The following is a 12,942-nucleotide window of genomic DNA, read 5'->3' as shown; positions in this document are numbered from 1 at the left end:
TTCGAATACTTGTTACTGGCTCGTTGCTTTCTTGTTTTCGCGGCTTTCTCAACCTCGTTGTTGGCGGCTAAGCAAGTTATGTGTAATAAGCGCTAGCGTTAGTCGCATCGACCAATAAGTTTTTCGTAGGCCAAGGTTCTTAGTGCGCGGATCGTTGAGCAAGCGTCTGGCACTATTGAATTGCTGGTTAGCGATATTTCGGCGCACCAAATCAAGTAAATGGCCAGCAATGTACGCACGCACAGAAATTATCAAGTGGGTCGGAATTCGTTGTTGATCTAGTGCCTCTTGTAGCCTGATCGAGAAGGGCATTTCAGCGCAAGGTTTAACCGCACTCATAAGTGAGTTGTCACTGAGCGTATAGTAATTCGCTAAAACTTCTTGGCTAATCGCAATCGGGTGTTGGAGCGCAAACTGAGACCACACTGCTTGGTCTTCGCCCATATTTTCATTGACTGGAAAGCCGCCTATTTCCAGTAAGGTGGCTCGATCCAGGCAAACCGATGATGATGTGACTGGAAGATCACCGCGTGTAGCTGAGTCAAAATAATTCGCTAGATACTGTTGCCGCTTTTCTGACGTGTTGGCGAATTGTGCATCGCGCGAGCTTGCGGATATCGCGTCGATGAACCTATAGCGAGTGGCAAACAAGGCGGCATCGGGAAAATTGGCAATGAGTGAGCATATTTCATTTAGGAACTCGGCGTCGTAGGTGTCATCCGCGTCTAAAAAGCTGACGAACTGTCCTTTTGCTAGCTGAATTCCTTGGTTGCGAGCAGCCGAAACGCCAGCGTTTTTCTGTGCATAGATCGTGATTTCTCTATCTGTATGAGCCGCTTTAATCTGGGCTGCAGTGGCCAAAGAGTTGTCGGTAGAGCCGTCGTCAATCACGATCAGTTCGTGTTCGCAGTCACAAGCTAGGTGCTGATTCAGCACAGACTGCATGGCTCTAGCTATGGATTTTTCCTTATTGTATAGGGGGATGATGGTAGTGATTTTCATAATTAACTGGTCTTTTGTCGCAGGGATTGTGTTGTAGTGTGTTTCGCAAGCGCAGGCGAGTTTCCGTGTTCTCGCGACAGTAGCCAAAATTGGCCGAGGATGTTGTCTTTGTTAGTGTCAATGTCGCGTTGAGTGCTGCGTAAGCCGGCACCAATCAATAGCCAAGCTGGCCATGTCATATACGCCAGCGCCTCAATATTCTCACTCATTGAGAAGAAGCCTAAAATCAAGCACATACCCAATCCTAAGCGTGCGCTGACCTGATATTGTGCTTTGACTAGTAAGGTTAGGGTTGTCAGTGCAAAGGGGACTAAGAAGCTCAGTAATCCGACCATGCCTTTGACAAACAGTAGTCCATACCAGTTGTGGTGCGAACCAATAGGCATAAATTCAACTAGGTGTGTGCCACGCTCAACTACGCCGTGACCGAACCAATAGGCTTCTGACTCCCAGCGGTATAGCGCGATGTTGCCGAGGGTGGCGCGGACCCGTGTGGAGTCGGCTCGTGCTCCCTTAATATCATCAAGGATAGATGTGATCGTGTGGAAAATAGGGTCACTAAAGACAGCGAGTATCAGCAGCCCGACACAGGCCGAGATGATTACCCATGGGCGAGTGAGCCGTGACAAGCCCCAAACAGCGATTGGTACAAGTAGCATCACGATCATGCCCATGCGCGATGCGGCTAATACGATCATGATGGCATTGCCGGCGAGTCCGATGGCACGCCACTTTTGGTCTTTTTCAAACCAGGCGCACAGAAAGTAAATGTTCGCGACAAAGCCTACCGCGGGCGCCCAAGGAGCGAAGAAGCGCCAGCGAGGGGCGCCATTGCCTGGATCGATTTCGTAAAGGATGACCGTGAAGAATTCTGCGCCAGCCCCACCAAATATCTTAAGTGGTGACACGTATAGAAAATCAGGAAGACCTAACACGTAGGCGAGAACCAAGAACGGAGTGACGATGAGTGCCAGCAGCCCGACTATGCAAGCAGCTCGGCAAACCAGTCGATAGCGGATTTGAAACGCATATCCAAGCACGATAAACAGCGACAACAAGGCCCATCCCTTGGCCCAACCAATGGTTGATTTGATAATTTTGCCAAAACCTAGATTAAAGTCTACGTGCCCTACGATTAACGCGATTTCTAATAGAATCGCTGAGCAACACCAAAGAATGATTAGCCAATGTGCATTTTGTTTTGCTTGCTGCCTAGTCGGGTTAATCGATAACGGTGAGGCTATCTGGGTAAGCAGTGCGGCGGCGAGTGTCCAGCCGACTAAGGGGGCAACCAGATACAGTGCGCCAATAAGATAGAAGCCAAACGTAAAAGTAATGCTCGACAAAAGCGCTTTCTCTTGCCACGTGGGAGTTCCTATAAAATCCCACCGCTGATTAAACCAAGCCGTGACAGCGCTTGGCGACAGTTTGGCTGCCGAGTTCATAATGTTGCTCCTGCGTCTGGCATGCTTGGATGATTTGCTTTGATCATTGTTGTAGTGAGCTGTTTGCGAAGTTCGATAAGCAGTAAAGCCATCGATAACAAGCCAAAGATCAGAATGCCGGCGACGATCATTAATTTTGATTGCAGGCGATCCCGCTTTAATGTCGAGCCAGGTTCTGTTAACAATTGAGTAAGTGGATACGTGGCATAAATGTCTAAACGGTTGGTGTCTAGTTTTGCTAGCGCGGAGCTGAAAATTGCCTCAGCAATCTGATGCGATCGCTGTAAGTCAGCCAGCGTTGCGGCATCTTCTGCGTGATCGCTAACGCGCGCTAAGTAGCGTTCAAAGTTGTCAGCTATTGATGCTGATTGTGCTTTTAAGCTGGCTAGCTCGGTTATCAAATTGTTGGTGATTTGAATGTTTTTTGCGTTGCTTGGCGATGCCAATGCGTACAGTTGTTTATTGTTCAGGCGATTGAGGTTGGGAACATCGCTGAGTAGGGTGCGAACTCGTTTGGCTAAGCCGCTTACTTCTCTGTCGATGGCGGTTCTCAAAGGGTTTGCTGCGCCATAGGTGGTGTGTAAGCTAGATTGCTCAGCTAGCTTGACACTCAAGCTGTCGAGAGTTGTTGCTAGCTCCGGGTTTGATTGGGTAATCAACAGTGCTTCAGCCTGCTTCTGTGTAATGCCTAGTTGCTGCAGGCGTGACTTAAGCGATGCTTCGGCGCTGGCTAACTCGATTGAGGTGGTGGTGCCTTTAGATCGCAATTCTTCTGCATCGCTAACCCATCGTTTTAACTGATCTTCAGAGATTAACGAGGTGTTGCTTTGGAATTGCACGATGTCTAATCGCGCTTTACTTAGTCTTGCTTTAGCGTCTGCTAGATTATCTTCCACACCTTCATAACCGCGCTCAATTTCATTGTCTCGGAGTTGATCCAATACGCTATGAAAGATTCGATTATAGAGTTTCGCACGATACGCAAGCTCTTCCTTGGATTCTCCTTTCAAGGTGAACTGCATTGCTGGAGTTTGGTCAATCAAGGTGATACGCGGTTTGCTAAATGCATATGCTTCAACGCCATATTCGGTTGCCGCTTGCTTGATTACGGCGTCGCTCAGAGCGATTTCTTTGTAGGTGTTTTTGGGGCTAATAGATACGCTACCGTATGCATTGGCGCCACTGCTTCGTGCTTCGCCAAGATTGTCGAGGTTGATGGTTGAACCGCGCTCAGTTCCCGGTAACAACATAACCCATGAAGTTTTATAGCTAGGCGCGGCAAGGCTTAGATAGAGTGCAAGCATTACCACGATGGCTATAAATATTCCGAGCAAGCGATATTTTATTGTTAATGCTGCGACTACAGCGTAGTCAAAGAGTAGTGGCCAATTCACAGTACTGCTCCTAGGATCAAGGGGCTAATAACTTCAACAATTCCACGTGCGACATCACGAAAGTTAGTGAATTTGGAGTCGTAGCACGCGACCGCGTCGTTAGGCATCACGTAGGGGTTGACGCTGGATTGCGAGCTCGCAGTCATTAGTTGGTTGATCGTGCGCCGGACAACTATCTGTTGGCGAGAGCCGTAGTTTTTGGTGATTAACACGACACTTCGCGAGGCATTGGCTTGGTGTGTGCCGCCGACACAATTAGCTGACACAGCGGCGTCTAATAATGATGAGCCATATGGCAGTCTAGTGGCGTCAGCTCCGACGGCAGATTGCGCATTGGTCAATGCCGGTGCTGTTAAGTTTGACATGAAAACTCGCATCCCCGGAGGCGTAATCTGACTCGGACGGATGAGTGCTGCGTTTTCGAACCCTTGTGAATCGACCCATACTCTATCTCCATCGTTCAACATGATGTTGTCGGCGCGGCTCTGACCAGTCAGGATGCCTGAGGCCGATACCTTAAATAGGTTGTTGCCGCGTTGAATATAGATCGCTGATAAATCCGCATCAGGGCGCACGCCGCCTGCAGCACTAAGCGCCGAGGTGAGATCCCTGCGTGTAGAAAGTGTTCCGGCAACTTGCTGAATCGGCGCTTCTGGTGTGTCCAGATTTGGTGAGTTTAAGGTGACTCCACCGGGGTTAAATACTGCACCGCTAACCAGAATGAAGGCTGGGCCGAGGCGTACGACACTTAAGTTAACGTTGACGGTGTCTTGATGGAACCATTTGATGCGTACTAGCTCGTTCTCTAAGTGTAATTGCAAGCTTTGGCGTGAGTGCCCGAGCACGCTGACCGAAGGCGCGAATGGAAAATCTAGCTGACCAGTGGCGTCAATCTGATATACGCCGTCAAAGCGAGGCATGCCATCAATACTCAAGCGAATTACGTCGCCAATTGTAAGAAGCGGCTCGGCGGTACTTAGTGTATTCATGCTGTGCTGGCCTGAATGCGATGTCATGGCGGGCTTGCGATGCGTTATAGGTGTATCTGCATGATCTACGATTCGAATAAAGCTCTCGCCGTTGTCTTGCTGCAGGCTGTCTAAGCTCTGAGGTACCGTTGAGCATCCAGTTAAGAGAATTAGTAGAGGTACGCAAAGATGGCTTATGAGTTTGTGTGGTGTTTTCATAGCTAGCTGGTCGAATATGATATTAATGAAACCATTATTATCATTATTATCATTTATGTCAAATTTAATTTCTATTTGTTGGTTTTATCGTTTTGTAGATATAAAATCCTTTAATATCAGTGCTTTATGGTCATATTTCGGCCTATTTTTGCTTGTTTGAAAGTTTCATCTTCAATCTCAATGTGATAAATAAGCTAAATATTTTATTGACATATCCTATTAAATGATAATAATGATAACCAGTTCAACGCAAAATGATACTTGTAGTGGGGTGTTTAATGAGATTTCTAATTGCTTTTCCAATGCTCGCTTATGCTTTTATGCATATCGGTGTTAGCTGTTTAATTGCCTTAGTTCGTCGACAGCGAATTTCACTTTACAGTGAGCAATACCTTGGCGAGGGCTGTGTGTGGGTTGTCCATCAGACCGTGCTGATAGAGAATAGACCGCTTGCGGACTTTGATCGTTGGTTGCATTACCTTCGAGCAAATTATGATTTGGTCGGCCCCCGCCGAGTACGAGTGAGCGAGTCATCTAAATATAAAGGGGGAGAACGCGTTCGGTTTACCGTCGCTCCCGGAGTTTTATGTCCATATGCTATTAAGCAGTCTGCCGGAATTGCATACAGCTCTGAATCTGCGGTGGTCGCTGAGTTTATTCAAAACGACAGTCTGCTCCGGCGCGGTCAATTGCTATTGGTTTGGTTAGTTCAGCGTTGTCTTGGTTCTACTACGAGGCGCGTTAGTAAGGCTGATACTTTTCAGCTTTTTGGTGTACGTATTAGTAACACATCGATGGCCGATGCGGTCGCCGAGGTGGGTGCGTCGATTGATGAGGGTGACGGGTCGGAGCAGCCCGCTTGCTTTGCGTTCGTTAACGCCGAATGCGTCAACCAATATTGCGATGACCAGTCTTATCGAGAGGTGTTAAACGATTTCTCAAGCGTATTTGCCGACGGGATTGGAGTGCGTCTAGCAGCCATGGCGAGCGGTGTTCGGATTATTGAAAATGTGAACGGCACCGACATGTTTCCTTTGTTGTGTGATCGATTGAGTCTATCCGGGGCACGCATATATTTATTGGGTGGTTCGACAGCGGTGGTGAGTAAGGTTGCCGATAAATTGGCGTGCGAATACCCCGGCGCTGAGGTTGTCGGATATCTAGATGGGTACTCATTACATGGTAATGACACGGACGTCTGTGATCGTATCAATGCCAGTAATGCTGATGTCGTGCTGGTCGCGCTTGGCGCCCCAATGCAAGAGAAATGGATGGCTGAGCACCGTGGCAATTTGTCTGTGTCTGCGATGATTGGTGTGGGTGGGCTGTTTGATTTTTATTCTGGGGAGGTCGCTCGAGCACCTGAGTGGATACGCGAGCTGTCATTAGAGTGGGTGTGGAGGTTGGCCATGCAGCCGAAGGCGAAGGCGAGGCGTTATCTGTTGGGCACACCGCTTTTCTTGGTTCGTGTGCTGCGAGACAAGCTAATTAAAAGCACTGCTACCAGCCGTGTAGTGCATCGAAGAGAGGTATCCCAATGACGCACTACCGAAATCAGATAACCTTTGTTCAGCAGCTTAAGCGTTTGATTTGGCAATGTCGGTTAGCGATGTTTCCAATCTCTAAAAGAGTGCTGGATGTGTCGGTGTCGTTGCTTGCGATCATTCTGCTCTCGCCTTTGCTGATGGTGGTTAGCTTGGCTATTAAGCTCGAATCTCCGGGGGCGCTATTTTTTCGACAGCGCCGAGTTGGCCTCGACGGGATGCCGTTTATGATGTGGAAGTTTCGCTCTATGCATTCGGATGCTGAAGCTCGTAAAGCCGAACTCGCTGCCGACAACGAGGTTGATCAAGGGGTTCTATTTAAGATCAAGAAGGACCCGCGAGTGACCAAAGTCGGTGCGGTAATTCGCAAAATGTCTATCGATGAGCTGCCACAGCTAATTAATGTGCTAATCGGTGATATGTCGCTGGTCGGTCCGCGTCCACCATTACCGTCTGAGGTTGCTCAATATAGGCGAGTTGATCGAGCGCGCTTGACTGTGCGCCCAGGCATTACTTGCTTATGGCAAGTTTCTGGGCGGTCGGATATTCCATTTGAAATGCAGGTTACATTGGATGTTGAGTACATTGAACGACAATCTATCGGGTTCGATCTGCTTTTGTTATTAAAAACTATTCCCGCGGTGCTGTTGGCACGCGGCGCTTACTAAGAGAAATCAAAAATGAATAATGAAGAAAGACTTATTCGGCCGACGGCTATCGTGTTAGCTGATGACATGGTAGGCAGTGATCTTGCGAGTATTTTCTCTGGGTATGGTAAAGCATCGTTGATGGTGGCTGGCTATTCGGTAATTGAGCACCTTTTGATGGAGCTAGAAGATCTTGGCTTTGATCAATGCTTGGTGTTAGCCAAAAATGACGCTCGCCGAATTCAAACCCTGATTGGCGATACTCGGCGATGGGGTATGAGCATTAATGTGATGGACTACCAACTTAGTACTGATCAAGTGCTCAGCGAGTACCAGTCTCTAGGTGATCCAAATGGCCTGTTGGTGATCAATCTTGATCGGCTCCGCAGTCATTGTGTTGACCAATTTCTTACCGAGGCCAATAGGTCTGAAGGTAGGCTGTTGGCAGCCACAGCCAAAGGGCAATTATTGGGATTAACCTTGCTTAAGCCGCATGCCTCTAACGTTATGGTTAATGCAGCGCCAATTGAGTTAATCGATGTGGTGGTGAATTCACTCAGTAGTGCTGGGGATTTCAAGGCCGCTAATTTTTCTGTGGTATCAGGTGATCTAGCTGGCCTGTTGCCAAGTGTTCATCACAATAGCCGCGTAGGTCGCAGACAGCATTGGGAGGCATATGTGCATCGGCGTGCGGTATTGGTGCCCAAAGAGGTTATGATCGAGCGGCGTTGTCGTATTGCCAAAAATGCGTCGCTGGACACTGTCATACTAAATCGTGATGTGTTGATTGGACCTAATGTCTCTTTAACCGATACGATTGTTATGCCAAACTCGATTGTGTCAACTTTGCGTCCAATTCACGGGGCCATTGTTAATAAGGGTGTGGTCTATCAAGTTTCCTAGTCGGATTTCGATTGGCCACGAAACTTCGGTTAAGGTTATTTATTAAGATATGTAATGCTAGTTTCTCGTCAAATTACACAAGTTCTGCTGGCTCTGATGCTGCTATCTGGCTGCTCACAATCTGGTGATGCGCCAGTAGGCGAGCATGAGTCGTCAAGTGAAGCAGTGGTTGACCAGGAGGTCACGTCACAATCAAACGAACGGTCAGCTGTTGTAGACGAGTCCGTTGATACTGCAGGGACTAGTGCGCTGGAGTCGTCGTTAATGGGGCTTGCGGTTGAGTTGGGTGAAAAGCAAAGTCGCGCACTCGATGAGGAAATTGGTGACGAGTTAGTTACGCAAACCGATGGCGAGCGTCAGGCTTTGATCGATAATACCTTGCAAGACTCTACAACACGCTTAGATGATCAGGCTGATGATATGGCCGAGACATTGGAGCGGATCAAAGCTATTGAGCACTCCCCGTTAGAGGACGTTGAATAGACGATTCGCGTATGATCATCGTCTATGCGTCGAGGTCTATGGTTTTCCCTTGAGAACGGCGATTCCAGCGATAGTCAGCGCAATGCCGGTGGCGTGGTAAATAGTAAAGCTTTCGGCCAACACTGAAACAGCGAAAATACTTGTGAATGCTGGGCCAGCCATCGCCACGATGCCGGTTTTGTCTGCGCCAATTCGAGCCACTGCAGAGGTGGTGAAAAAGGTTGGGATTACCGTGCAAAAGATCGCAATAATAAGTATCAGCCACAAGGCGTTGGGCGTTACTTCAGGTTGAGTAATGGAGCGGGTTAGGGCGTAGTGAATCAGTATGCCGGTGCTGGCGGCGATTAACGCGACGCAAGTAAACAGTCGGCTGCCAACCTCTGCGATCAGCGACTTACTAAACAGCAAGTAGAACGAAAAAGTTAGCGCGGCGCCTAAAATGAAGAGCGCACCAGTGAATACGTCGTTGCCGAACACATTTAGGTCATGGCCAAATATTATGGCGACGCCAGAGTAGGTTATCAGCAGTGAGATCACTACGCGTAGAGTGATGCGTTCACCGAAAAATACTGCACCGAGTAGCACTACGAAGGTTGGGTAGATATACAAAATCATCCGCCCAAGCTGCGCGGTTACATATTGCAAGCCGAGTAGGTCGAGAAAGCTTGCTGCATAGTACCCGAACATACCTACTATGCTAATGGCCAGAATGTTTTTCGCGTTAAGTCGGTTTTTAAGCTCGGTTTCACGTAAAAACCACGCTAATAACAATACGTATATCGGCAAAGAAAATAGCATTCTGAATGCAATCAGGGTGGTGCTGTCGACCCCCTCGGCATAAACAAGCTTGACGAAAATTGGGCGGATTGCAAACAGCGCGGCGCTCGCAATCGCAAATATAAAGCCGATAGTGGTCGGGGAAATCGCTTTGTGCGAGTCCATAGGTATGTGGGGAGTGTTTGGAGCGAGTGGTAGAGCCGATCATGCCGTAATCGCTCAATCAAACCAAGAATTAATTGCGTTGAGTCGTTGAACGCCGTCAAATTTGGCCGAATCGTGCCATTTGCCCGGCTGTTTAACGGTTTGCACCTACCGAAAGTGTGTAAAACCTTGTATCATTTCGCCACTTTTGTGAGCCAGCTTCCTAGTTGCAAGTTAGTTGCAGGCCCTCGAAATACGAACTTAAACTCACACAGTTAGTAGGTAAGACTAAATGAATGTTCATGAGTATCAGGGTAAAGAGATCCTGAGGAAATACGGAGTTATTACTCCACGTGGCATCCCAGCCTTCACGGTTGATGAAGCGGTTGCGGCTGCAGAAGAATTGGGTGGTAAAGTCTGGGTAGTCAAAGCACAAATTCATGCTGGCGGTCGCGGTAAGGGCGGCGGTGTGAAAGTTGCCACAAGCTTAGAGAAAGTACGCGAGTACGCTAATGACATTCTTGGTATGCAGTTGGTTACGCATCAAACCGGGCCAGAAGGCACCAAGGTTAAGCGTTTGTATATTGAAGAGGGTGCCGATATTGCTGATGAGCTTTATGTGGGTGCACTGGTCGACCGTGAAACTCAAAAAGTAGTGTTGATGTGTAGCTCTGAAGGCGGCATGGACATTGAGACGGTAGCGGAAGAGACTCCTGAAAAAATCATAAAAATTTATATTGATCCGACCGACGGTCTGGATCGAGCTGAAGCTGAGCGTGTTTGTGCTCAGATCGGTATTCCTAGTGAAGCGGTCGCCGAAGGTGCTGACTTTTTGGCTGGTTTGTATGAAGCGTTTGTTAAATCGGATGCGTCTCTAGCTGAGATTAACCCGCTTGTGGTGACTGGTGATAAGCGTGTGATTGCGTTGGATGCAAAATTCAATATCGATTCAAACGCTTTGTATCGTCAACCTGAAATTGTCGCTTATCGTGACTTGGACGAAGAAGATCCAGATGAGATTGAAGCATCTAAATGGGGTCTATCTTACATTTCTTTAGATGGCAATATTGGCTGCTTGGTAAATGGCGCTGGTTTAGCCATGGCAACCATGGACATTATTAAGTTGTACGGCGGTGAGCCGGCTAACTTTTTGGACGTTGGTGGTGGTGCTAATAAAGAGCAGGTGACCGAAGCATTCAAAATCATGTTGAAGAATCCAAATGTAGAAGGAATTCTTGTCAACATTTTCGGCGGTATTATGCAGTGCGACGTAATCGCCGAAGGCGTGGTAGCAGCAGCTCAAGAAGTGGGTCTAAATGTGCCGTTAGTGGTGCGTCTTGAAGGCACCAACGTCGAAAAAGGACGTCAAATTCTTGACGCCTCAGATGTGAAACTACAAACGGCTACTACAATGGCCGATGCTGCAGAGAAGATTGCTGCCGCTGTTAAAGCGTAAGGAGTACAGATATGTCAATTTTAATTAATAAAGATACTCGCATTGTTACGCAAGGTATAACCGGCAAAACCGGAGAGTTTCATACTCGTCAGTGCCTCGACTATGCTTATGGTAAAGATTGTTTTGTTGCAGGTGTAACACCAGGAAAAGGCGGTCAAGAAGTATTGGGTGTGCCGATACTGAATACTGTTGCAGAAGCGAAAGCCCAGCACGGTGTGAACGCCTCAGTGATTTATGTGCCGCCACGCTTTGCGGCTGCGGCCATCGATGAAGCGGTTGATGCAGAGTTAGACCTAGTTATTTGTATTACCGAAGGTATTCCGGTTGCCGATATGATCCGAACGCGAGACCGTATGCGCAAGATGAATAGCAAAACTGTTCTGGTTGGTCCTAACTGTCCGGGTGTGATTACTCCGGATGAAGTTAAGATTGGTATCATGCCGGGATATATTCACAAGAAAGGTAATATCGGTGTGGTCTCTCGATCTGGCACATTGACCTATGAGGCAGTACATCAGTTAACGCAACTCGGGCTAGGACAGTCTACGTGCGTCGGTATTGGTGGTGACCCGGTCAATGGTCTGAAGCACAAAGATGTTATTCAAATGTTCAACGACGACCCAAACACGGACGCTGTTGTAATGTGCGGTGAGATTGGCGGTACTGACGAGGAAGAGTGCGCGGCTTGGATTAAAGAAAATATGACTAAGCCCGTAGTTGGATTTATCGCCGGTATTACAGCGCCTCCAGGAAAGCGTATGGGGCATGCTGGGGCGATCATCTCTGGTGGCCAAGGCACAGCTCAGTCTAAAATTGATGCGCTTGAGGAAGCTGGTGTTCACGTTACATTGAATCCTTCTGAAATGGGCTCAACGTTGAAAAAAGCACTGTCTTAATAAGCTAATTTATCGTGCAGCGTTACGCTGCGAGGTAATTATTGGAAAGCTGGGTTGCCGAAAGGTAATCCAGCTTTTTTATGGGGGGTTGTTTACTGGGAGGGCTTCTGGCTGCCAGTGACTTGTCTCTTTAGCTGGCTCGCCTGTCAAGTTTGTCGTGGGTTTGAATGGTCGCTGACATTGCGATGGTTGCGTATAAAAATGCTTGGATTCTCATGTTTGACGGGTATAGTGCAAGCATTCTCAATGTGTAAAGCAAAACTGTTATGTCGCTGATATTCGAAGAAATAGACTTTCAAAAGACGCCGCTGGGTGACATTAGTCTGCGTCGCCGCACCGAGCCGAGATTGGATAATAAGCTAATCTATGAGGTTAAGTTAGGTGAGGAGTTTTTGATGTCGAGCCTCTTCGTTGAGGCCGAGGAACAGTTGTCTGAATTGGGTTTAGCCAAGTTGCATGAAAATGGCCACGACGATCCATTGGATATTATTGTTGGTGGGCTTGGGCTCGGTTATACCGCGCTGAAAGCGCTGCAAGATGACTCGGTTGGCAAGCTCAGAGTGATAGATGTTATGGCACCAGTTATACAGTGGCATCGAGATGCCGTTTTGCCAATTGGTGACGTGTTGGCGGCGCATGCTCGCTGTGAATTAGTGTTAGGCGATTTTTTTGAGATTGCCACCGATCAACATGTTGGATTTCAAGACGATCTGCAAGTGCATGCTGTGTTGCTGGATATTGATCATTCGCCGCAGCACTGGTTGAACGATAGCAATGCGGCTTTTTACACAGAAGAGTCGTTGCAAAAAGTTGCTAATAAAATTTTATCCGGTGGTGTGTTTGGTCTTTGGTCTAACGACGTTCCTGATCAAGCATTTATTGATCGTCTAAACCAAGTGTTTGCGTATACCGATGCGCATTTAATTACCTTTGATAATCCTTATTCTGGGGGAGTTTCGACAAACTCAGTATATATCTGCACCGTTAATTAGAGTGCATAAGGTGAGCGGTTGATGATTGCAGCTGCTTAGTATGACAACACCAATATAGTTTAATGTAAGCCT

At 47.8% G+C, this 12,942-nt stretch carries 12 protein-coding genes; 7 read left to right on the top strand and 5 right to left on the bottom strand.

Features of this window, described 5'->3' with window-relative positions:
* Positions 1-48: 48 nt before the first annotated feature.
* From DFR28_RS10075 to DFR28_RS10060, 4 genes are read right to left on the bottom strand one after another with little or no spacing between them, the layout of a single operon-like run.
* On the bottom strand, positions 49-1,002 hold the full coding sequence (locus tag DFR28_RS10075) for a glycosyltransferase family 2 protein (protein WP_113954191.1): 954 nt from the start codon (positions 1,000-1,002) through the stop codon (positions 49-51).
* A 2-nt stretch (positions 1,003-1,004) separates the two neighbouring features.
* Positions 1,005-2,447, bottom strand: a complete 1,443-nt coding sequence (locus tag DFR28_RS10070) for an O-antigen ligase domain-containing protein (RefSeq protein ID WP_113954190.1) — start codon at positions 2,445-2,447, stop codon at positions 1,005-1,007.
* Positions 2,444-3,841: a GumC domain-containing protein gene (locus DFR28_RS10065; RefSeq protein WP_113954189.1), complete on the bottom strand. Its 1,398-nt coding sequence runs from the start codon at positions 3,839-3,841 to the stop codon at positions 2,444-2,446. The genes DFR28_RS10070 and DFR28_RS10065 overlap by 4 nt, the downstream gene beginning before the upstream one ends.
* On the bottom strand, positions 3,838-5,028 hold the full coding sequence (locus tag DFR28_RS10060; RefSeq protein ID WP_147250992.1) for a polysaccharide biosynthesis/export family protein: 1,191 nt from the start codon (positions 5,026-5,028) through the stop codon (positions 3,838-3,840). Before DFR28_RS10060 ends, DFR28_RS10065 begins: the two co-directional genes overlap by 4 nt.
* 278 nt (positions 5,029-5,306) lie before the next feature.
* Here DFR28_RS10060 and DFR28_RS10055 point away from each other — a divergent pair, with 278 nt between their 5' ends.
* From DFR28_RS10055 to DFR28_RS10040, 4 genes are read left to right on the top strand one after another with little or no spacing between them, the layout of a single operon-like run.
* On the top strand, positions 5,307-6,569 hold the full coding sequence (locus DFR28_RS10055) for a WecB/TagA/CpsF family glycosyltransferase (RefSeq protein WP_170132055.1): 1,263 nt from the start codon (positions 5,307-5,309) through the stop codon (positions 6,567-6,569).
* Positions 6,566-7,240, top strand: coding sequence for a sugar transferase (locus DFR28_RS10050; RefSeq protein WP_113954186.1), 675 nt, complete (start codon positions 6,566-6,568; stop codon positions 7,238-7,240). Before DFR28_RS10055 ends, DFR28_RS10050 begins: the two co-directional genes overlap by 4 nt.
* A 12-nt stretch (positions 7,241-7,252) precedes the next feature.
* On the top strand, positions 7,253-8,122 hold the full coding sequence (locus tag DFR28_RS10045; protein WP_113954185.1) for an LbetaH domain-containing protein: 870 nt from the start codon (positions 7,253-7,255) through the stop codon (positions 8,120-8,122).
* 54 nt (positions 8,123-8,176) lie between these two features.
* Positions 8,177-8,605 (top strand): hypothetical protein, encoded by a 429-nt coding sequence (locus DFR28_RS10040; RefSeq protein ID WP_113954184.1) that lies wholly within the window; start codon positions 8,177-8,179, stop codon positions 8,603-8,605.
* 36 nt (positions 8,606-8,641) lie between these two features.
* Here DFR28_RS10040 and DFR28_RS10035 read toward each other — a convergent pair whose 3' ends face one another.
* Entirely contained in the window at positions 8,642-9,547 is a 906-nt protein-coding gene (locus DFR28_RS10035; RefSeq protein ID WP_113954183.1) for a DMT family transporter, read from the bottom strand.
* 271 nt (positions 9,548-9,818) lie between these two features.
* Between DFR28_RS10035 and sucC the strand changes: the two genes are divergently transcribed.
* The 3 genes from sucC (at position 9,819) to DFR28_RS10020 (ending at position 12,870) form a co-directional block, all read left to right on the top strand.
* Positions 9,819-10,982 (top strand): ADP-forming succinate--CoA ligase subunit beta, encoded by a 1,164-nt coding sequence (gene sucC, locus DFR28_RS10030; RefSeq protein WP_113954182.1) that lies wholly within the window; start codon positions 9,819-9,821, stop codon positions 10,980-10,982.
* A gap of 11 nt (positions 10,983-10,993) precedes the next feature.
* Positions 10,994-11,878 carry a succinate--CoA ligase subunit alpha gene (gene sucD / locus DFR28_RS10025; RefSeq protein ID WP_113954181.1) on the top strand — a complete coding sequence of 295 codons (885 nt, stop codon included), beginning with the start codon at positions 10,994-10,996 and terminating at the stop codon, positions 11,876-11,878.
* Positions 11,879-12,144: 266 nt separating this feature from the next.
* Positions 12,145-12,870 carry a spermidine synthase gene (locus DFR28_RS10020; protein WP_113954180.1) on the top strand — a complete coding sequence of 242 codons (726 nt, stop codon included), beginning with the start codon at positions 12,145-12,147 and terminating at the stop codon, positions 12,868-12,870.
* The last annotated feature ends 72 nt before the right edge of the window (positions 12,871-12,942 follow it).

Source organism: Arenicella xantha, assembly GCF_003315245.1.
In the GTDB taxonomy this organism is placed as follows: domain Bacteria; phylum Pseudomonadota; class Gammaproteobacteria; order Arenicellales; family Arenicellaceae; genus Arenicella; species Arenicella xantha.
This window is presented reverse-complemented; position numbering and strand designations above follow the sequence as displayed.

Coding starts and splice junctions, on each gene's coding strand:
- sucC (WP_113954182.1), top strand. CDS start 9,819: ATGAATGTTCATGAGTATCAGGGTAAAGAGATCCTGAGGAAATACGGA.
- sucD (WP_113954181.1), top strand. CDS start 10,994: ATGTCAATTTTAATTAATAAAGATACTCGCATTGTTACGCAAGGTATA.
- DFR28_RS10040 (WP_113954184.1), top strand. CDS start 8,177: ATGCTAGTTTCTCGTCAAATTACACAAGTTCTGCTGGCTCTGATGCTG.
- DFR28_RS10020 (WP_113954180.1), top strand. CDS start 12,145: ATGTCGCTGATATTCGAAGAAATAGACTTTCAAAAGACGCCGCTGGGT.
- DFR28_RS10060 (WP_147250992.1), bottom strand. CDS start 5,028: ATGAAAACACCACACAAACTCATAAGCCATCTTTGCGTACCTCTACTA.
- DFR28_RS10050 (WP_113954186.1), top strand. CDS start 6,566: ATGACGCACTACCGAAATCAGATAACCTTTGTTCAGCAGCTTAAGCGT.
- DFR28_RS10035 (WP_113954183.1), bottom strand. CDS start 9,547: ATGGACTCGCACAAAGCGATTTCCCCGACCACTATCGGCTTTATATTT.
- DFR28_RS10070 (WP_113954190.1), bottom strand. CDS start 2,447: ATGAACTCGGCAGCCAAACTGTCGCCAAGCGCTGTCACGGCTTGGTTT.
- DFR28_RS10055 (WP_170132055.1), top strand. CDS start 5,307: ATGAGATTTCTAATTGCTTTTCCAATGCTCGCTTATGCTTTTATGCAT.
- DFR28_RS10075 (WP_113954191.1), bottom strand. CDS start 1,002: ATGAAAATCACTACCATCATCCCCCTATACAATAAGGAAAAATCCATA.
- DFR28_RS10045 (WP_113954185.1), top strand. CDS start 7,253: ATGAATAATGAAGAAAGACTTATTCGGCCGACGGCTATCGTGTTAGCT.